The 19,965-nt window shown below is 72.6% G+C and carries 18 protein-coding genes; 2 read left to right on the plus strand and 16 right to left on the minus strand.

Translation table 11 applies throughout. From position 1 onward, the window contains the following. Positions 1-22: 22 nt before the first annotated feature. The 13 genes from kynU to IE258_RS06165 all read right to left on the minus strand — a co-directional run bounded on the left by kynU (position 23) and on the right by IE258_RS06165 (position 13,241). A complete protein-coding gene (kynU, locus tag IE258_RS06105) occupies positions 23-1,282 on the minus strand; it encodes a kynureninase (protein ID WP_189739943.1) in 1,260 nt (419 codons plus the stop codon). Further along, positions 1,275-2,090: a tryptophan 2,3-dioxygenase gene (locus tag IE258_RS06110; RefSeq protein ID WP_189739945.1), complete on the minus strand. Its 816-nt coding sequence runs from the start codon at positions 2,088-2,090 to the stop codon at positions 1,275-1,277. The genes kynU and IE258_RS06110 overlap by 8 nt, the downstream gene beginning before the upstream one ends. Positions 2,091-2,237: 147 nt before the next feature. Beyond that, positions 2,238-2,651 (minus strand): DUF3151 domain-containing protein, encoded by a 414-nt coding sequence (locus IE258_RS06115; protein ID WP_189739948.1) that lies wholly within the window; start codon positions 2,649-2,651, stop codon positions 2,238-2,240. Positions 2,652-2,885: 234 nt separating this feature from the next. Then, positions 2,886-4,355, minus strand: coding sequence for an MFS transporter (locus IE258_RS06120; protein WP_189739951.1), 1,470 nt, complete (start codon positions 4,353-4,355; stop codon positions 2,886-2,888). Between the two features lie 116 nt (positions 4,356-4,471). Beyond that, a complete protein-coding gene (gene fbaA, locus IE258_RS06125) occupies positions 4,472-5,503 on the minus strand; it encodes a class II fructose-bisphosphate aldolase (protein ID WP_127895366.1) in 1,032 nt (343 codons plus the stop codon). A 174-nt stretch (positions 5,504-5,677) separates the two neighbouring features. After that, on the minus strand, positions 5,678-6,226 hold the full coding sequence (gene pyrE, locus IE258_RS06130) for an orotate phosphoribosyltransferase (RefSeq protein ID WP_087808145.1): 549 nt from the start codon (positions 6,224-6,226) through the stop codon (positions 5,678-5,680). 10 nt (positions 6,227-6,236) lie between these two features. Further along, entirely contained in the window at positions 6,237-7,034 is a 798-nt protein-coding gene (locus IE258_RS06135; RefSeq protein WP_189739955.1) for an aldose epimerase family protein, read from the minus strand. A 46-nt stretch (positions 7,035-7,080) separates the two neighbouring features. Further along, positions 7,081-8,001 carry an SRPBCC domain-containing protein gene (locus IE258_RS06140; protein WP_189739958.1) on the minus strand — a complete coding sequence of 307 codons (921 nt, stop codon included), beginning with the start codon at positions 7,999-8,001 and terminating at the stop codon, positions 7,081-7,083. A 52-nt stretch (positions 8,002-8,053) separates the two neighbouring features. Then, positions 8,054-8,782, minus strand: coding sequence for a response regulator (locus IE258_RS06145; protein ID WP_127896633.1), 729 nt, complete (start codon positions 8,780-8,782; stop codon positions 8,054-8,056). Continuing rightward, entirely contained in the window at positions 8,779-9,939 is a 1,161-nt protein-coding gene (locus tag IE258_RS06150) for a sensor histidine kinase (RefSeq protein ID WP_189739961.1), read from the minus strand. The genes IE258_RS06145 and IE258_RS06150 overlap by 4 nt, the downstream gene beginning before the upstream one ends. Before the next feature lie 320 nt (positions 9,940-10,259). Beyond that, a complete protein-coding gene (locus IE258_RS06155; RefSeq protein ID WP_189739964.1) occupies positions 10,260-11,912 on the minus strand; it encodes a polyamine aminopropyltransferase in 1,653 nt (550 codons plus the stop codon). A gap of 97 nt (positions 11,913-12,009) precedes the next feature. Beyond that, positions 12,010-12,546, minus strand: a complete 537-nt coding sequence (locus tag IE258_RS06160) for a DUF2617 family protein (RefSeq protein ID WP_189739966.1) — start codon at positions 12,544-12,546, stop codon at positions 12,010-12,012. A 398-nt stretch (positions 12,547-12,944) separates the two neighbouring features. Next, positions 12,945-13,241, minus strand: coding sequence for a hypothetical protein (locus IE258_RS06165; protein WP_189739968.1), 297 nt, complete (start codon positions 13,239-13,241; stop codon positions 12,945-12,947). 206 nt (positions 13,242-13,447) lie between these two features. Here IE258_RS06165 and IE258_RS06170 point away from each other — a divergent pair, with 206 nt between their 5' ends. Continuing rightward, positions 13,448-14,638, plus strand: coding sequence for a pyridoxal phosphate-dependent aminotransferase (locus IE258_RS06170; protein WP_189739971.1), 1,191 nt, complete (start codon positions 13,448-13,450; stop codon positions 14,636-14,638). Positions 14,639-14,714: 76 nt separating this feature from the next. Here IE258_RS06170 and IE258_RS06175 read toward each other — a convergent pair whose 3' ends face one another. The 3 genes from IE258_RS06175 to IE258_RS06185 all read right to left on the minus strand — a co-directional run bounded on the left by IE258_RS06175 (position 14,715) and on the right by IE258_RS06185 (position 18,693). Continuing rightward, the gene (locus IE258_RS06175) at positions 14,715-15,251 is read right to left on the minus strand and encodes a YbjN domain-containing protein (RefSeq protein WP_104636093.1); all 537 of its coding nucleotides are present in this window, start codon (positions 15,249-15,251) and stop codon (positions 14,715-14,717) included. A gap of 171 nt (positions 15,252-15,422) precedes the next feature. Continuing rightward, complete coding sequence (gene clpB, locus IE258_RS06180; RefSeq protein ID WP_127892855.1) at positions 15,423-18,020, minus strand: ATP-dependent chaperone ClpB; 2,598 nt, start codon at positions 18,018-18,020, stop codon at positions 15,423-15,425. Between the two features lie 337 nt (positions 18,021-18,357). After that, positions 18,358-18,693 carry a Rieske (2Fe-2S) protein gene (locus IE258_RS06185; RefSeq protein WP_003975277.1) on the minus strand — a complete coding sequence of 112 codons (336 nt, stop codon included), beginning with the start codon at positions 18,691-18,693 and terminating at the stop codon, positions 18,358-18,360. Positions 18,694-18,945: 252 nt separating this feature from the next. On the opposite strand from IE258_RS06185, the gene IE258_RS06190 reads away from it, so the two are divergent. After that, a complete protein-coding gene (locus IE258_RS06190) occupies positions 18,946-19,959 on the plus strand; it encodes a helix-turn-helix domain-containing protein (protein ID WP_164883350.1) in 1,014 nt (337 codons plus the stop codon). Positions 19,960-19,965 lie beyond the last annotated feature (6 nt).

The following is a 19,965-nucleotide window of genomic DNA, read 5'->3' on the forward strand; positions in this document are numbered from 1 at the left end:
GGCCGGGCCACCGGTCCGCGGTTCAGCCCGCCAGCGTCCGCGCCAGCACGCGCGCCGCCCGCTCCACGTCCGCGAAACCGACGTACAGCGGGGTGAAGCCGAAGCGCAGCACGTCGGGCGCGCGGTAGTCGCCGACCACCCCGCGCTCGATCAGCCGCTTCATCACCTCGCCCGCGGTGGGGGCCCCTCCCGCTCGAGCGGAGCCGAGAGTGGGGGAGCAGCGCAGCGCGACCTGGCTGCCCCGCTCGGCGTGCGCCGCCGGGGTCACGGACTCCACGCGGCCGTCCGGGACGTACGCCTCGACGCAGCGCAGGAAGAAGTCCGTCAGCGCCAGCGACTTGGCCCGCACCGCCGCCACCGAGACCCCGTCCTCGTCCCACACGTCCAGCGCCGCCTCCAGGGCCAGCAGGGAGAGGATGTCCGGCGTGCCCACCCGCCCGCGCAACGCGCCGGAGGCCGGGGCGTAGTCGGACCGCATGCCGAACGGCTCGGCGTGCGAGTTCCAGCCCGGCAGCGGGGAGTCGAAGCGGGGCTGGAGGTCACGGCGCACGTACAGGTACGCGGGCGAGCCGGGGCCGCCGTTGAGGTACTTGTAGGTGCAGCCGACCGCCAGGTCCACGCCGTGCTCGTCGAGTCCGACCGGCAGCGCGCCCGCGCTGTGGCACAGGTCCCAGACCGCGTACGCCCCCGCCGCGTGCACCGCGGCCGTGAGTCCGGGCAGGTCGTGCAGCCGGCCCGTGCGGTAGTCGACGTGGTTGAGCAGCACCGCGGCGGTGCGGTCGCCCAGGGCGCCGGGGACCTCGGCCGGGGCCACGGGCCGCAGGGCGCACCCCGTCATCCGGGCCGCCGACTCGGCGATGTACCCGTCCGTGGGGAAGGTGGTGGCGTCGACCAGGATCTCGTCCCGGACTCGACCGGCCCCCGCACCGCTACGACCGTCCTCCTGCGCCATGCGCACCGCCGCGACGAGCGCCTTGAAGACGTTGACGCTGGTCGAGTCGCCGACCACGACCTGCCCGGCGGCCGCGCCGACCAGCGGGGCGATCCGGTCGCCGATCCGCTCGGGCGCGGTCCACCAGCCGCTCTCCTCCCAGGACCGGATGCGCAGCTCGCCCCACTGGCGCCGTACGACGTCCTCGACGCGTGCGGGGACGTGCGCGGGGAGGGCGCCGAGGGAGTTGCCGTCGAGGTACGTCACGTCGTCCAGGACGAACGACCCCCGCACCCCGGCCAGCGGGTCGGCGGCGTCCAGTTCCTCGGCGATCCGCTGGAGTTCAGACATAGGACCGTGCCGTCCACAGTTCGGGGAACACGTTGTTCCGGGCCCGCTTCTCCAGCCAGGCCACCCCGGCGGAGCCGCCCGTGCCGGTCTTGGAGCCCATCGCGCGGCGGGTGGCGACCAGGTGGTCGTTGCGCCAGCGCCAGACCAGCTCCGCGACGTCGGTAAGGGCCTCGCCGAGGCGGGCCAGCTCGCCGTTCTGGTCGCCGGAGTAGACGGCCGTCCAGGCCGCCTCCACCTCGGGTGCCGCCTCGTACTTCTGGGTGACGTCACGCTGGAGCACGGCGTCCGGGATGTCGTACCCGCGCCGGGCGAGCAGCCGGACCACCTCGTCGTACAGACTCGGCTCGTGCAGCGCCTTCTCCAGTTCCGCGTGGACGCGCGGGGCGCCGCGGTGCGGGACGAGCATGGACGCGGACTTGTCGCCGAGCAGGAACTCCAGGCGACGGTACATCGCCGACTGGAAGCCGGAGCCCTCGCCGAGGGCGGACCGGTAGGAGTTGAACTGGGCCGGGGTGAGCTGGGCCAGGGGCGTCCAGGAGGCGTTCAGCGCCTCCAGCTCCCGCACGGAGCGCTTGAGCGCGTCGGTCGCCACCGGGATCCGGTCCTCGCGCAGGGCGCGGGCGGCGGTCTCCCATTCGTGGACGATGACGGTGAACCACAGCTCCATGACCTGGGTCGTGACCAGGAAGACCATCTCTCCGGGATCGTCGGAGAGGGTGTGCTGGAGGTGGGTGAGCACGTCCGCCTTGACGTAGTCCTCGTACGGCGTGCTGCCCTCGAAGTCGAGATTCGGGGCGTCGTGGGACATCGCTGTCTCCTGATGTGCACGGGTAGCGGTCCGCCCTGCCGTTACCGGCACGGGGCCCCGGTCCCCAACGGCATCCTCCGCAATCGTCGCAGGAAACCGCAAGGCCCGCCCGCGCACGGCGGACGGGCCTGGAGGCGTCGGGGCCGGTCAGCCCAGCACCTCGGCCGCGGCCGGCGAGGAGTCCTTGAGGAACTGGCTGCAGCGCTCGTACTCCTCCTTCTCGCCGATCGCCTGGGCGGCGCGGGCGAGGGCGTGCAGGGCGCGCAGGAAGCCGCGGTTCGGCTCGTGCTCCCAGGGGACCGGGCCGTGCCCCTTCCAGCCGCTGCGGCGCAGGGCGTCGAGACCGCGGTGGTAGCCCGTACGGGCGTACGCGTACGACTCCACGACGCTGCCCCGCTCGAACGCCTCGTCGGCCAGGCGGGCCCAGGCGAGCGAGGACGTCGGGTACTTCGCGGCGACGTCGGCGGGGGTGGTGCCGCCGGCCAGCAGCTCGCGCGGGCCGGGGTCGTCGGGGAGGTGGGTCGGGGGCGGTCCCCCGAGGAGGTTCTCGTGAATGGCCATGGGACAAGTCTGCGGCATCGCCGGCGGCAGCTGGACGGGGCTGTGGGTGCGGTGAGGTGGGGTGGGGTGCGTTGTCGGGTGCGGGTGCGTTGTGGCTGGGCGCGCAGTTCCCCGCGCCCCTTGAGGGCATGACCCCGGCGTCGGCCGGGGAGGTGCCCTGTGTCACCTCCCGTGCGCGGTTCCTCGCGCCCCTTGAGGGCATGACCTCGGCGTCGGCCATGGCGGGGCCCTGCGTCACCTTCCGTGCGCGGTTCCTCGCGCCCCTTGCTCCAGTGGGGGTGTCAGTACCGAGCCGTGGGTGCGGCACTCGGGGCGGGGGCAGCCCGGGGCTGGGCGGCGTACGGTGGTGAAGGCGATCACGGAGCCCGCCACCAGGACGCCCGCGCAGATCAGCATCGCCGGTCCGAACGCGTCGTCGAACGCGTCGGCCGACCGGTACGCCTCCTCGCCCATGCCGGTGAACAGTGGCAGCGCGGCGACCGCGACCAGCCCCGCCGCGCGGGCCGCCGCGTTGTTGATGCCGCTGGCCAGACCGGCGCGCGCGGTGTCCACCGCGGCCAGCACGCTCGCCGTCAGGGGCGCCACCAGCGTGACCATGCCGAGGCCGAGCACCAGCAGGGCGGGCAGCACGTCGGCGAGGTACGAGGCGCCCGGGCCGACCCGCAGCATCAGCACCATCCCGGCCGCGCAGAGCAGGGGCCCCACGGTGAGCTGGAGGCGCGGGCCGAGGCGCTCGGCGAGTTCGCCGGAGCGCGCGGAGAGCAGCAGCATCAGGACGGTGGTCGGCAGCAGTGCCGTACCGGCGGCCAGCGCGGACCAGCCGACCACGACCTGGAGCTGGAGCGCGGCGAGGAAGAAGAAGCCGCCGAAGGCCGCGTACACGCACAGCGTGACCAGGTTGACCGCCGTGAACTGGCGGGAGGAGAAGACGTCCAGCGGCATCATCGGGTCCTTGCCGCGCCGCTCGACGGCGACGAAGGCCACGGCGGCCACCACCCCGGCCACCGCGCTGAGCGCCACCGCCCAGGACGCCGTACGGGCCTCGATCAGCGCGTACGTGAGCAGTGCGAGGGCCGCCGCGCACAGGGCCGCACCGAGCACGTCGAACCGGGTGTGGGCGCGCTCGTCCGAGGACTCGGGGACGTGCCGCAGCGCGATCGGGGCGCACAGCAGCGCCAGCGGGACGTTGAGCAGGAACACCCAGCGCCAGCCCGCGCCGTCCACCAGCCAGCCCCCGAGGAAGGGCCCCACCGCCGCGCCGACGCCCCCGAACCCCGACCACAGGCCCACCGCCCTCCCCCGGTCGTCGGCGTGGAAGGACGCCTGGATGAGGGCGAGCGAACCGGGCGTGAGCAGCGCGCCGCCGACGCCCTGGAGGGCACGGGCCGCGATCAGCACTCCGGCGTTCGGCGCGAGACCGCACAGCAGGGACGCGGCGGCGAACCACAGCACGCCGAGGACGAAGATCCGGCGGCGGCCGAACCGGTCGCCGAGGGCGCCGCCGAGGAGGATCAGGCCGGCCAGCGTCACCATGTAGGCGTTGACGGTCCACTGGAGGGCGGCGAGGTCCGCGCCGAGGTCGCGCCCGATGTGGGGCAGCGCGACGTTGACGACGGTCGAGTCGAGCAGGGCCATGCTGGATCCGAGGACGGTGGTGAGCAGGATCCATCTGCCTTGCGGTGAGGCCAGCCGGACGTCGGGCATGGCCCCACATATACACCCGGGTGTACACCGGGGAACGCGGCGAGCCCGGCGCGTTCGGCGCCGGGCTCGTGCGAAGCGGTCCTACGACCGGGGCTTCCCCCGGGTGCTGCTCAGCGTTACTTGATCTTCGTACCGGCGGACCTCAGGTGGCCGCAGGCCTCGACGACGCGCGCGGCCATGCCGGCCTCGGCCAGCTTGCCCCAGGTGCGCGGGTCGTACGTCTTCTTGTTGCCGACCTCGCCGTCGACCTTCAGGACGCCGTCGTAGTTGCGGAACACGTGGTCGGCGACCGGACGGGTGAAGGCGTACTGGGTGTCCGTGTCGATGTTCATCTTGACCACGCCGTTCTCCAGGGCGGTCGCGATCTCCTCGGCGGTGGAGCCGGAGCCGCCGTGGAAGACGAAGTTGAACGGCTTGCTGCCGGCCGGCTGACCGTACTTGGCGGCGACGCCCTCGTTCAGCTCCTTCAGCAGCTCGGGGCGGAGGACGACGTTGCCCGGCTTGTAGACGCCGTGCACGTTGCCGAAGGACGCGGCGAGCAGGTAGCGGCCCTTCTCGCCCAGGCCGAGTGCCTCGACGGTGCGGAGCGCGTCGTCGACCGTGGTGTAGAGGGAGTCGTTGATCTCGTGGGAGACGCCGTCCTCCTCGCCGCCGGTCGGGGTGATCTCGACCTCAAGGATGATCTTGGCGGCGCGGGCGCGCTCCAGCAGCTCGGTGGCGATGGAGAGGTTGTCGGCCAGGGTCTCGGCCGAACCGTCCCACATGTGCGACTGGAAGAGCGGGTTGCGGCCGGCCTTCACCCGCTCCTCGGAGACCGCCAGCAGCGGGCGGACGTACCCGTCGAGCTTGTCCTTCGGGCAGTGGTCGGTGTGCAGCGCGACGGTGACGTCGTACTTCTCGGCGACGATGTGCGCGAACTCGGCGAGGGCGACGGCGCCGGTCACCATGTCCTTGTTGTGCTGGCCGCCCAGGAACTCGGCGCCGCCGGTGGAGATCTGGACGATGCCGTCGCTCTCCGCCTCCGCGAAACCGCGCAGGGCCGCGTGCAGCGTCTGGGAGGAGGTCACGTTGATGGCCGGGTAGGCGAACTTTCCTGCCTTCGCCCGGTCCAGCATCTCGTTGTAGACCTCGGGAGTTGCGATGGGCATCTGTCCGCTCCTTGTATGTGCGGGTGGGCGTGTTGCTGCTTATGGCCCTGACCTAGGACTGGGGGGCGACGTCATCGTCGGCCCCATCCTTCCAGACGGAACGGGAATACCCGAGCGGACCCCGGTCCCGTCTCGGCCCCTGGTATCCCCTGGTACCCCCTGGTACCCCTGGTGTCAGTCCAGGCCCAGCTCGTCCTTGTCGTACGCGTACAGGTACGGCACTCCCGCGCCGTCCTGGATCTTCTCCGCGGCGCCCGTCGCCCGGTCCACGATGGTCACGACGGCGACCACCTCGGCGCCGGCCTCGCGCACGGCCTCGACGGCGGTGAGCGGGGAGCCTCCGGTGGTGGAGGTGTCCTCGACGACCACGACGCGGCGGCCCTTGATCTCCGGGCCCTCGACGCGGCGCTGCAGCCCGTGCGCCTTGGCGGCCTTGCGGACGACGAACGCGTCCAGCTTCCGGCCCCGCGCGGCGGCGGCGTGCAGCATGCTCGCGGCGACCGGGTCCGCGCCCATGGTCAGGCCGCCCACGGCGTCGAACTCCAGGTCGGCGGTCAGGTCGAGCAGCACCTGCCCGACCAGCGGCGCGGCCTCGCCGTCCAGGGTGATGCGGCGCAGGTCGACGTAGTAGTCCGCCTCCAGACCCGAGGAGAGGGTCACCCTGCCGTGCACCACGGCCTTGTCCTTGATCTGCTGCAGCAGCTCGCCGCGTACATCCGTCATGTACGCCAGCTTAAAGGCGGCGCCAGGCCCAGGTCGTCGTGGCCTCCAGCGGCTCCAGGGGGGTGACCAGGCGGGGGAGGGTGTTCAGGCCGTTGGGCGGGCCGGTCTGCGGTTCCACGCAGACGGCGGCCTCCTGCTCGTCGTACACCACGGCCCACTGCTCCCGGCTGGTCACCTTCAGCTCCAGCCGCCCCGGCCAGGTCAGCGTGACGTCGACGCCGTCCGGCATGCCGAAGCAGTCGTCCCAGGGGCCCGGCTTCGGCTCGACCCGGTTGCCGGTGGGGAGGTGGTCGTCGCCACGCTCCTCCTGCCAGGCGGGGTCGAAGGCGATCTCCACGCCGGTGCCGTTCTCGCCGTCGAGGGTCCGGTTGAACCAGGGGTGCCAGCCGATCTGCGCCGGGAAGGACGACTCGTACGTCTCTACGGACATCGACAGCGTGAGCCCGTCCTCGGCGAGCGCGACCACCTGGGTGACGCGTCCGGGGTACGGCCAGGGATCGACGAGGTCGTAGGTGATGACGGCCTCGTCGGCGGTGACGCGGGCGGTGCGCCAGGCGGCGTCGCGGGCGGTGCCGTGGATGGCGTGCGGCGGGGAGTTCAGCGGCATCTGGTGGACCACGGCGCCGTCGCGGAAGCGGCCGTCGCGGATGCGTCCGCACCAGGGGACCATCGGGAAGCAGCCGTAGCGCTCGCCCTGGCGGAGCAGCTCCGTGCCGCCGACGCGGAGTCCGCCGATCCGGCCGCCGTTGCCCGGCAGCACGGTCGCCTCCGCGTCGCCCGCGGTCAGCGTGATGGGTTCGTTACTCACGCCACGACCCTACTGGGGCGATCAAGGGCGCCCCACCCGGCGGCGGTCAGCGGCGTTTGCGGAGCGCGCGGCCCACCACGATCGCCGACGCCACGACCAGCGCCGCCGCGGGTGCGGCCCAGCGCAAGGGGGCACCGACACCGCTCGCCTGCGGGGTGGGCACGGGGGCGTACCGGCCGCGCGGCGGGGCGTGGTCCACCTCCTCGGCGCTGCGGCCGATCATCGTGCGGCGCGCGTGCGCGGCCTCGGCGGGGGGCGGGACGGCCGGCCCGGCGTCCGTGCCGTCGTCGTCCGTGTCGTCGTCCTCGTCCGTGTTCATGAGGGAGGGCGGGGGGACCTCGGTGTCGAAGACGGAGGCGGGGTGCGCCTCGGATTCCCGCCCCGGCTCGGGTTCGGTCCCTGCCTCCGGTTCGGTCCCCGACTCAGAATCCGTCCCGGACTCCGGTTCCGTCCCCGGCGCCGGTTCTCTCCCCTCTCTCCCCGGCTCCGGTTCCGTCCGCGGATCCGGTTCGGGTCGCGGTGCGGGGTCCGCCGCGGGGGGTGTCCGCGCCGCCGTGCCCAGGTTCTCGGCGAACCGGGTCAGCAGCCGGGTGGTGGCCGAGGTCACCGACTCGGGCGGCAGCTCCGTGACCCGCCCGTCGGCGGTGGCGGTCCCGGTGAACGTGAGGGTGGCGCCGCCGTCGGCATCGGCCGCGCGCAGCGTCAGCGCGAGCGTGACCGCGCCGGTGCCGCGCGACTCGGTGGCGTCGCCCTCGACGGCGTACGTGCCGTCCTGGCGCGCGGACAGGCGCAGGGAGCCGCGGTAGGTGATGGAGTGACTGCCGATGCGCACCTTCAGCCGGCCCGCGACGGGCTCGGCCCCGGCGTCCTGCTGGAGCCCCGGAACCGCGCGGGCGACCCGGACGGGGTCGGCCAGCACGTCCCTGAGCCGCTCGGCCGGAACCGGAACGAACACCTCATGCTCCATGTCACGGCACCCTACCCAGCGGGCGCCCGGCGCACCCCCCGTCGAGGCAAAGTCACCCGCCGCCCGCGCTCCCCGGCGTCACCAGTCCCGTCTCGTACGCCACGACCACCGCCTGGGCCCTGCTGGTCAGGCCCAGCTTGGTCATCGTGCGGTTGAGGTGGGTCTTCACGGTGGCCTCGCTGATGAACAGCCGGTCGGCGGCCTCGGCGTTGCTCAGGCCGCGGGCGACCAGGCGCAGGACCTCGGCCTCGCGCCCGGTCAGCGTCGTCAGCGCGGGCGGCGGACCGGCGTCCCGCTCCGTCCCGGGCCCCGTGTCCGTCATCCGCGTGAACGCCTCCACCAGGCGCCGGGTGACCGCGGGGGCGAACAGCGCGTCGCCGCCGTGCACCGCGGTGATCGCGGCCAGCAGCCGTTCGGGGCCCGCGTCCTTGAGCAGGAAGCCGGACGCGCCCGCCCGCAGGGCGCCGTACACGTACTCGTCGAGGTCGAAGGTGGTCAGGACGAGGACGCGGGGTGCGGGGTCCACCGCCTCGGCGAGGATCCGCTCTGTGGCCTGGATGCCGGTGAGGCCGGGCATGCGGATGTCCATCAGGACCACGTCCGGCCGGATCCGCGCGGCCAGCTCCACCGCCTCGGAGCCGTCGGCGGCCTCGCCGACGACCTCCATGCCGGGCGCGGCGCGCAGCAGCGTGGCGAGGCCGCTGCGGACGAGGTACTGGTCATCGACGACGAGCAGGCGTATCGGCCCGTCCGTCGGGCGGTCTCGGTCTGCGTCGCTCATTCCCGGGCGGTGTCTCCTCGGCGTGCGGCTTGTACCGGCGTCGGCAGGGTCAGGCGCACGCCGAATCCACCCTCGCCGCGCGGGCCGACGGCGATCGTCCCGCCGTAGAGCTTGGCCCTCTCCCGCATCCCGATCAAGCCGTGGCCGCCGCGTTCGGCGGGTGTGTCCGGAATCGGTCCCTCGGCGGGTCCGTCGTCGGTCACGGACACCGTCACCTCGCCCGCGCGGTAGGAGAGTTCGACGGCGGCGTCGGCGCCGGGCGCGTGCTTGAGCACGTTGGTGAGGGCCTCCTGCACCACCCGGTAGACGCACAGCTGGACGCCGGGCGGCAGCGGCCGCGGGGTGCCCGTGACGCGCAGTTCGACGCCCACGCCGCCGGTGCGCACCCGGGTGACCATCTCGTCGAGCTGGCCGAGGCCGGGAGCGGGGGCGCCGTCCGCGCCCTGCACGCCGTCGGCGCGCAACAGGCCCAGCATGCGGCGCAGTTCGGCCAGGGCCTCGCCGCTGGCGCCCTCGATGGTGTCCAGGGCCTCGCGCGCGGTGCGGGCGTCGGAGTGGAACACGAAGCGGGCGAGGCCCGCCTGGACGTTGATGACGGCGATGTGGTGGGCGACCACGTCGTGCAGTTCGCGGGCGATCCGCACGCGTTCCTCGGCGACCTCGCGCCGCGCCCGGTCGGCCTGTTCGGCCCGCAGCCGCAGCGTCAGTTCGCCGGTCCTGCGGGCCACGTACCCGAACCGCCACAGCACCAGCGGGAAGCCCACGGCCTGGCCCGCGACCGAGGCCATCGCCCCGGACTCGCTGCGCAGCCCGGCGTAGATCCAGACCACGGCGAGGAGGGCGGCGCAGGCGGCCGCGGTGCGGGTGGGGCGCAGGGAGGCGACGGTGTAGACGGCGAGCATGGGGCCGAAGGAACCGACGACGGGCCAGTAGTCGAGGGTGACGTAGGCCGCCCAGCAGGCATGGACGACGAGGCAGACGGTGACGGGGGCCCGGGTGCGCAGTACGAGGGGGAGGGTCAGCAGGCCGACGAGCGTCCAGGCGAGCGGGTCGAGCGCGGGCCACCCCTGGGCGACGGCCTCGGTGCCCAGCAGGACCGCCACGGTCGTCAGCGCCGCGGCGATCAGGCCGTCGGCCGCCAAGGGGTGCAGGCGCATTCCCGCAGCGTAGGTCCGCCCGCCCGGCGTCGGCGTCATCCTTCCGCGGTACCGCGGAAGTTGCAGGAACCGGGCGGCTACCACGCCGGGTTGGCGCCGTTCTCCACCTACCGCGGGATTCGGGGCCGCGCGGTGCGGCCGTAGGTTCTCGGTGCGGGCGATCCACAGGGGGATCAGGGGGATGTGGCGGTCCGCCCCGCACCCGGGGGGAGGGTCGGGCCGCCGCACGGGGACCTGCGGGACGACACTCGCGGCAACCTCGGGGGGCCACCACCTCGGGACGGACGCGGGAGGGGCGCGGTCGCGGCGCCCTCGCGGGCTCAGTACCGCGGGTGCGGGAGCGTGGACGGCGGCAGACCGGGGATCCGGGTGCGGGCCGCGGCGCGGGCGTCCCGGGCCAGCGCGTCCGGCGTGAGGGTGTGCGGGCGGGGCGCCGCCGGGTCCAGGCGCAGTGCGGGAGCGGTGCGCGCGGCCAGGAGGAAGCCCCAGCCGCTGGGGGCGCGGCGGTCGGCGGCCGCGCGGTGGGTGCCGGGCGCGGAGCCGGGGTGGCGGGCGCCGACACGGTAGGCGGTGGCCGGCAGGCCGGCCGCGCGGAGGGTGGCGTCCACGGTCCAGAAGGCGCGGGGGCTCGCGGCGACCGGGCCCGCGTGGACGGCCAGCCTCCCGTCGGGCGCGAGCACCCGCCGCAGCAGGCCGTAGAACTCCTGCGAGTACAGCTTCGTGCTCGCCGTGAGGCCCGGGTCGGGCAGGTCCGAGATCACCACGTCGTACGTCGCGGACGGTGTCGAGCGCAGCCGGCGGAAGGCGTCGCCGGTGAGGACGTGGACGCGCGCGTCGCCGTAGGCGTGCTCGTTGAGGGCGGACAGGCCGGGGTCGTGCCGGGCCAGCCGGGCCAGTCCCGGGTCGGCTTCGAGCAGGTCGACGCGGACCGTGCCGGGGTGGCGCAGCACCTCCCGGGCGGCGAGGCCGTCGCCGCCGCCGAGGATCAGCACGCGCGCGTGCGGGCCGCTCATCGCGGGGTGCACCAGCGCCTCGTGGTAGCGCCGCTCGTCGCTGCCGCGCACCCGCAGCCGCCCGTCGAGGAACAGGTCGAGGGGCCGGCCGTCGGTGTCGCCGGTGAGGACGACCTCCTGCACGTCGGTCCGTACGGCCACGCGGACGTCCTGACCGTAGACGGCGTGCCGGGCCGCGCGTTCGAAGTCGTCGGCGAGGACGGTCGCCGTGGCGAGCAGGGCGAGGACGACCGCGTTGGCGGTCAGCAGCAGCCAGCGCGCCCGGCGGGTCAGGTCGCGCCGGAACAGGCCGAGGACCAGGGCGGCGCCGACGACCGCGTTGACGGTGCCGGTGAGCAGGGCGCCGGTGAGCTGGCCGAGGAAGGGCAGCAGGACGAACGGGAAGGCGAGGCCGCCGACGAGCGCGCCGACGTAGTCCGCGGCGAACAGGTCGGCGACGGCGCCGCCCGGGTCCTGCCTGCGCACCCGCTGGATCAGCTCCATGAGCAGCGGCACCTCGGCGCCGATCAGCACGCCGATGGCGAGCGAGAAGGCGACCAGCAGGAGGCGCGGACCGTCGGCCCACAGGCCGCCCCAGCCGCCGGTCCAGGCGAAGACCGCGTACAGCAGCATGGCGCTGGAGCCGCCGACCAGGGCGAGCGCGGCCTCCAGCGCGCCGAAGCCGGCCGCCGCCAGGCCGCGCAGCCGTTTGGCGGCCAGCGAGCCGAGGCCCATGGCGAAGACCATGACGGACAGGACGACGGACGCCTGGGTGACCGAGTCGCCGATCAGGTACGAGGCGAGCGCGACGAGTTCGAGTTCGTACACGAGCCCGCAGGCCGCACAGACGAAGACCCCGGCCAGCACCAGGAACCGCCCGACGGCCGGGCGCACGGGCAGCCGTGCGGGCGCTTCGGGACCGCAGGGGCCGCCCCAGGACGGCGGTGAGCCGGGCGGGGCGGGCGCGTGCGGTTCGATCACGCAGTGACGTTACGTCACTCCAGCACTGCGCTTCGTCACCCACACGTGTGAAACTCCGGGCCGCCCGGGCACCACAGGTTTATCCGGCCCCACCCGCTCACACCGCGGACGGGCTGAGCCGGGCCGTCGGCACCCGCACGCCCACCCGGGTGCGGGTCGCCACCAGCTGGCCGTCCTGCGGATAGGCGTGCCAGGTCCGCCAGTGCACCTGCCCCTCGTGCCGCTGGGCCAGCAGCGCGGTGAAGGCGTGCGGACTGCCGGGGAAGACGCCGACCAGGCCGTGCGGGTGGTCGGAGACCAGGGCCAGCAGTTCCTGGGCGCGTCCGGCGAAGGAGCCCGGCGTCAGCACCTCCACCCGGGCGGCGAACTCGTACTCCCAGTCCCCCACCCGCTTTGCGACGCCCAGCGGAAGGGGTGTGCTGCTGCCGGGGATGCACGCCACCGTCTCCGAGCAGCTGCCCCGCTCCTCCTCGAGCAGGACTTGGTGGGAGGCGCCGAGCAGCCTCAACTGGAGCCGGGCGTCCGTCAGTTCGACGTCGAGACAGGCGAGCGCGGGCAGCGGCTCGCGCCCCAGTGCCCAGGCCAGGTCGGCGGCGCGGGTGTCGGTGTAGGCGGTTTTGAGGGTCGTGAGCATGGATCGGCTCCGCAAGCAGACAAGGAGAGGAAGGTGTGGGGTCCGCGCATCCGTGGCGCTGCCGGGGATGCGGCCCGCTCAGCCCAGTCGGCCGGTCAGGAGGGGGGTCAACAGGTCGTCCGAGGAGCTGCGTTGATGAGGGAGAGCGAATCATGAACGATGGCGCCGCCACAGCGTTTTTACCCAACTTCGTGACGTTTCCATCCCTCAGGGGGCTCCACAGCTCAACTGTTCAACCAGGGCGCACACCCCGCCCGTTCAGCGTGCGCCGGGGCGTGGGAGCGCCCACCGGGAGTGTGGCCCGGCGGGCGCTCTGGTGGGGCGTGGGGCCCGGTCCCAGGGTCGGGCCCCGTGGCGGGGATGCGGTTCCCCCTGGTCGCAGGCTCAGCTGCCCCGTGTCAGCCGCCGCCTCCGCCGCATCCGCCGCCGCCCCCTCCCCCGCAGGACGACCCGCCTCCGCAGGACGAGCCGCCACCGCAGGAGTGGCCCGAGTGGTGGCCGCCGGAGGACGAACCGTCCCCGTCGCCCGCCCACCAGCTGTTGGTGCTGCCGCCGCTGTCGCCGCCCCCGCCGGTGCTCGACCGGCGCGGCCCCCGCCCGGCCCGGGTCCGGGCCGCGCCCGAGGTGCGCCGGCCCGCCACGAGTCCCCTGATCACCAGGGCTGCGATCACGAACAGGATGATGCCTGTGACCACGGCTCCACCCTCCTTCCGTTCCCGGGCCCGCGCCCGGAAGTCCCCCGAAGCAATCCCCCGTCGGACGCCTCGCTGCGTGTCGATTGCCTGTCGCTTGCCTGTGGATCGCGCCGTGAAGCTCACCGGCGTGCACGGGAGATGCCCTTCGCCGCCACGCCCCAAAGCAGAGTTGAGGAAGTCCAGAGCTTCGGCGCAGGATGACTCGTATGACCTCGATGAGCTCCAGCGCCCGTCCCCTCCTGAACCGCCGGCTCGCCGAGTTCGGGACGACGATCTTCGCCGAGATGTCCGCCCTGGCGGTGCGGACCGGGGCGATCAACCTCGGTCAGGGCTTCCCCGACACCGACGGCCCCGAGGAGATCCGCGAGGCCGCCGTACGGGCGCTGCGCGACGGGCGCGGCAACCAGTACCCGCCGGGCCCGGGTGTCCCGGAGCTGCGCGCCGCCGTCGCCGACCACCAGCTGCGCCGCTACGGCCTGTCCTACGACCCCGACACCGAGGTCCTGGTCACCGCCGGCGCCACGGAGGCCATCGCCGCGGCCCTGCTGGCCCTGGTGGAGCCCGGCGACGAGGTCGTCGCGCTGGAGCCGTACTACGACTCGTACGCGGCCTGCGTCGCGATGGCGGGCGGCACACGCGTGCCGGTGACCCTGCGGCCGCACGAAGGCGCGTTCCGCCTGGACCTGGACGAGCTGCGCGACGCCGTCACCGACCGCACCCGGCTCCTGCTGCTGAACACCCCGCACAACCCGACGGGCACGGTCCTGAGCCGCCCGGAGCTGGCGGCGATCGCCGAGCTGGCGGTGGAGCGGGACCTGCTGGTGGTGACCGACGAGGTCTACGAGCACCTGGTCTTCGACACCGCCGAGCACATCCCCCTGGCGTCCTTCCCGGGGATGCGGGAGCGCACGGTGACCATCGGGTCGGCCGGCAAGACGTTCTCGTTCACCGGCTGGAAGGTCGGCTGGGCCACCGCCGCGCCCGCCCTGCTCACTGCGGTCCGCTCGGCCAAGCAGTACCTGACGTACGTGGCCTCGGGACCCTTCCAGTACGCGGTCGCCGAGGCGCTCGCGCTGCCGGAGTCGTACTTCGCCGCCTACCGGCAGGACATGGAGGCGAAGCGGGACCTGCTGGCGGCGGGGCTGGCCGAGGCGGGCTTCGGGGTGTACCGGCCCGCCGGGACGTACTTCGTCACCACCGACATCCGCCCGCTCGGCGAGCGCGACGGCTTCGCCTTCTGCCGCTCCCTGCCCGAGCGCGCGGGCGTCGTCGCCGTCCCCAACGCGGTCTTCTACGACCACCGGGAGGAGGGCGCGCCCTTCGTGCGGTTCGCGTTCTGCAAGCGGCTGCCGGTGCTCCAGGAGGCGGTACAGCGGCTCAAGACCCTGGCGGGGTGAGCCGGGCGGGAAGGAGAAAACCCGGCCCCCGCTGTCGCGGGTGCCGGGCTCTTGTGGATTCAGCCGCGGGGGCGGACTACTCGCCGTCCTCGTCGGTCGGCTTCTCCGCCTCGTTGACGTCCTGCTCCAGGCCGAGCTGCTCCACGAGCCACCGGTCGAACTCGATGGCGGCCCGCACCCAGCTGACCGTCGAGGAGACGAAGTGCTCCAGGCTGACGCCCATGCCGATCAGCATCTGCGCCTCGCCGATCAGGCGGACCGTGCCGTCGTCGTGGGTGTGGGAGTACACCTTGGGCCACAGGGTGCGCCGGTTCCAGTCGTCGACCGACTCGAGCAGCTGCGGCTTCTCGTCGATCTGGTGGGGCCGGTCGTAGAACGTCCGCACCGAGAAGACCTGCTGGTCACCCTCGCCGCGGAACATGAAGTACGTACGGAACTGCTCCCACGGCGCCGCGAGGTCGCCCTCGTCGTCGACGACGTACTTCAGCTCCATCTGTTCGAGGAGCTGCTTCACAAGATCCTGATCCGGGACGACGGGGCCCGCCGGTCCTTGGGGCTGCGGCTCGGGCTGCTTGCCCCCGAAGTTCGGAATCGAGGACGGGTCGATGCTCACCGTGAATTTCCCTTCGTACGGATCCGGCCATCCTCCCCCATGCGGGGAGGGGGGTGGCAAGCCCGTCGGGGGCCTGTCAGCCCTGGGCTGACTTGATCCGGCCAGTCGGGTACCCGCGCGGGGCCCCGGCAACCCGTGGGACGGGTCGCCGGGACGTTGCCGTGCGGTCCGCTACAGCGTCTTGCCGCTCGCCGGCCCCACGATCAGGTCGTCGCCGAAGCGGTCCACGCGGACCGTGTCGCCGTCCTTGATCTCGCCGGAGAGGATCTCCCGGGCGAGCCGGTCGCCGATCGCGGTCTGCACCAGGCGGCGCAGCGGGCGGGCGCCGTAGGCCGGATCGTTGCCCTCCTCTGCCAGCCAGGCGAGGGCCTCGTCGGTGACCTCCAGGGTGAGGCGGCGTTCGGCGAGCCGACGGGCCAGGCCGTTGATCTGGAGCCGTGCGATCCGGCTCAGCTCCTCCTTGCTGAGGGCCGAGAAGACCACCAGGTCGTCGAGCCGGTTGAGGAACTCCGGCTTGAAGGAGGACCGGACCACCTCCAGGACCTGCTGCTTCTTCTCCGCCTCGCCGGTCGTCGGGTCGACCAGGTACTGGCTGCCCAGGTTGGAGGTGAGCACCAGGATGGTGTTGCGGAAGTCGACGGTGCGGCCCTGGCCGTCGGTGAGGCGGCCGTCGTCCAGCACCTGGAGCAGGATGTCGAAGACCTCGGGGTGCGCCTTCTCCACCTCGTCGAGCAGCACGACGGTGTACGGCCGCCGCCGCACGGCCTCGGTGAGCTGGCCGCCTTCCTCGTACCCGACGTATCCGGGCGGGGCGCCGACCAGCCGGGCGACGCTGTGCTTCTCGCTGTACTCCGACATGTCGATGCGGACCATGGCCCGCTCGTCGTCGAAGAGGAAGTCGGCGAGCGCCTTGGCCAGCTCGGTCTTGCCGACGCCGGTGGGGCCGAGGAAGAGGAAGGAACCGGTCGGGCGGTCCGGGTCGGCGATGCCGGCCCGGCTGCGCCGTACGGCGTCCGAGACGGCGCGTACGGCCTCGGTCTGGCCGATGAGCCGCTTGCCCAGCTCGTCCTCCATGCGCAGCAGCTTCTGCGTCTCCCCTTCGAGCAGGCGCCCGGCGGGGATGCCGGTCCAGGAGGCGACGACGTCGGCGATGTCGTCGGCGCCGACCTCCTCCTTGACCATGGTGTCCCGGGCGACCTCTTCCTCCGCCTCGGACGCGGCCTCCAGGTCGCGCTCCAGGTCCGGGATCTCGCCGTACAGCAGCTTGCTGGCGGTGTCGAAGTCGCCGTCGCGCTGGGCGCGCTCGGCCTGCCCGCGCAGTTCGTCGAGCTTCTCCTTCAGCTCGCCGACCCGGTTGAGGGACTTCTTCTCCTTCTCCCAGCGGGCGGTGAGGCCGCGCAGCTCCTCCTCCTTGTCGGCGAGGTCGCGCCGCAGCCGCTCCAGGCGCTCCAGGGAGGCGGCGTCGGTCTCCTTGCCGATCGCCAGCTCCTCCATCTTCAGCCGGTCGACGGCGCGCTGGAGCTCGTCGATCTCGACGGGCGAGGAGTCGATCTCCATGCGCAGCCGGGAGGCGGCCTCGTCGACCAGGTCGATGGCCTTGTCGGGCAGGAAGCGGGAGGTGATGTACCGGTCGGACAGGCTCGCGGCGGCCACCAGGGCGCTGTCGGCGATCTGCACCTTGTGGTGCGCCTCGTACCGTCCCTTGAGGCCGCGCAGGATGGCGATGGAGTCCTCGACGGTCGGCTCGGCGACCAGCACCTGCTGGAAGCGCCGCTCCAGGGCGGGGTCCTTCTCGATCCGCTCCCGGTACTCGTCGAGCGTCGTCGCGCCGACCATGCGCAGCTCGCCGCGCGCGAGCATGGGCTTGAGCATGTTCCCGGCGTCCATGGCGGAGTCCCCGCCGGCGCCGGCGCCGACGACGGTGTGCAGCTCGTCGATGAAGGTGACGACCTGGCCGTCGGAGTCCTTGATCTCGGCGAGGACGGTCTTCAGCCGCTCCTCGAACTCGCCGCGGTACTTCGCCCCGGCGACCATGGCGCCGAGGTCCAGCGCCACCAGCCGCTTGTCCTTCAGCGACTCGGGCACGTCCCCCTTGACGATGCGCTGGGCGAGCCCCTCGACGACGGCGGTCTTGCCGACGCCGGGCTCGCCGATGAGGACGGGGTTGTTCTTGGTCCGCCGGCTGAGTACCTGGACCACCCGCCGGATCTCCTGGTCGCGCCCGATGACGGGGTCGAGCTTTCCGTCCCGCGCGGCGGCCGTGAGGTCGGTGCCGAACTTCTCCAGGGCCTTGTACTGGCCCTCGGGGTCGGGCGTGGTCACCCGGCGCCCTCCCCTCGCCTTGCGGAAGGCCTCCTGCAGCTTCTTCGCACTGGCTCCCTGCCCCTCCAGTACCTCACCGGCCGCGCCGCCCTTCGCGGCGATGCCGAGGAGCAGGTGCTCGGTGGAGAGGTACTCGTCCCCGAGTTCCTTGGCGCGTGCCTGGGCGTCGGCGACCACGGCGAGCATCTCACGGCTGGGTTGCGGGGGCGCGACGGTGGACCCGGTCACGCTGGGCAGCCCGGCGACGATGCGCTCGGCGCCGGTGCGCACGGCGGCGAGGTCGGCCTCGACGGCGACGAGCAGGTCGGTGATGTTCTCGTTGTCCTGCCCCTGGAGCAGCGCGAGGAGCAGGTGGGCGGGGGTGAGGTCGGCGTTTCCCTCGGTCACGGCCCGGTTGCTGGCCGCGTTGATCGCGTCCCGGCTCCGGTTGGTCAGCTCGGCGTCCACGTTCTGGCTCTCCTCCTCGCGTCGGCCGTCGGCGGTCCGGCCTGTCTCCAGTCTCCCAGTGCTGACTCATACAACCTACACAAAGTTGAGCCTATTCCACTCAAGGAAGCCGGACACGTGTGCCCGCCCGGGGACACCAGGGTGGTCGCACGGAGGGCGTGAGGGGAGCGCGGAGGGAGCGAACCGCGCCGCACGAGACACTTTTCGGCCACACGCGGACCCGGCCGGTTTCGCAACATGTCCGCACATGCGACAGCGGCGTCACCGTGTTCAGGTCACGGTGACGCCGCTGCCGGGGGGAAGCACCTGAGCGATTTGTTACGACGGGGGAATCGCGTCAGGCACTGCGGGGGGTGGCCGAGATGGTCCTCACTTCGGGGATCTCCGGCTGCTCGAGCCGGTGGTCCCGCTGGTCCAGGTTCACAAAGATCATTCCGTACCGGATGGCACACCGGACGGGCTGCGGCGCCCCCCGAGGCCGCCGCAGACACCGGTACGCACGCACGTCGCCGTCCTCGTCCAGCGTGACGACGACCGGCTCACCGAAGACGGTCACCATCAGGGAGTCACCGGCGTGCGGGATCGCGGTGACCAGGTCGATGAAGTGCCAGCCGGAGCGGTAGGCGGTGGCCATTTCACGACGGAAGGAGCGGTCGTCGGGTGGCGTGGTCACTTCAGCCCCCCGAGTTCGCAACGCCCGATGGCCAGTGACTGTCCGCCCGAACATCGCCCTCCGTATCGGAGTGAAAGCTCAGCGCTCCGAAGATGGCGGCGGCGAAGAGGGCGCCAGCAAGCACCGAGCGAACCAGTCTGTTGCGCATGGTCGGCTTCGTCCTCACTCGTAAGTCTCCTCTTCCCCCGTCAGATAAGACGATGGCTCATTCCAACACCTCATGGCCACACAATCGGTGCATCATGTTCCTGCATGTTCAGGACCCTGGGGGGTGGAGATTTGGTGGCAAATCAGACTAAGGCGTCGCATCCCCATGCGGTGACCGAACTGTGCGACGAAGGTACCCGGCTCTACGCGAACGCCCTACGCCTGGGACGGATCGCGAGGGCGGACGTGGAATCCGCTCCCTGCCTGATGGAACTCGCGCTGATACACCCGGATCCGGACGATGCCGACTGGTTGCGCCCCGTGCCTCCGTCTGCCGCTCTGGCTCAGCGCCTGCACCCCCTCGAGCGGGAGATCACGGAACGGCGGCGGCTCTCGATCGAGCTGGCGGACGCGTTCGAACCTTTCATGGCCATCGGCACCCAGCCGGCGCGGAGCGAGCACTCCATCACGGTGCTGGAGGGCGGTGACCGCATCAACGCGGCCCTCAACCTGGCCACCACCCAGTGCCAGACGGAGATGCTCACGGTACAGCCGAGTGACGACCAGTTCTCCGAACGCAGCCTCATTCAGGGACTTGAGCGGGACAAGCCACTGACGGAGCGCGGCGTGCGGATCCGCACGCTCTACCAGCACACGGCCCGGTACAGCCCACAGAAGATCGCCTACGTCGCCCAGCTGTCCAACGGCAAGGCGGAGTACCGCACGATAGACGAGGTCGTGGAGCGCCTCATCGTCTGCGACGAGACCGTGGCGTTCATCCCGACGCGCGACGACCAGCAGGTTGCCCTCGAGATCCGTAATCCCGGCCTGGTCCGTTACCTGATCAAGGTCTTCGAATTCATGTGGAGCCGGTCCGTCCCGCTGAACGCCGGCGCGCCCTACGAACCCGCACCGGGTGGTATCACCGACATCCAGTACTCCATAGCCAAGCTGCTGGTCGAAGGACACGTCGACGAGGCCATCGCCCGGCGCCTGGGCATGAACGTACGCACCTGCCGAGCGCACATAGCCAAACTGGCACAGTCCCTCGGTAGTGGCAGTCGCGCCCAACTCGGCTACCTCATAGCCCAGTCGGGGATCCTGGAGACGGATCACTGATCCCGG

The sequence above is a fragment of the Streptomyces tendae genome (assembly GCF_014650435.1).
Taxonomy (GTDB): domain Bacteria; phylum Actinomycetota; class Actinomycetes; order Streptomycetales; family Streptomycetaceae; genus Streptomyces; species Streptomyces tendae.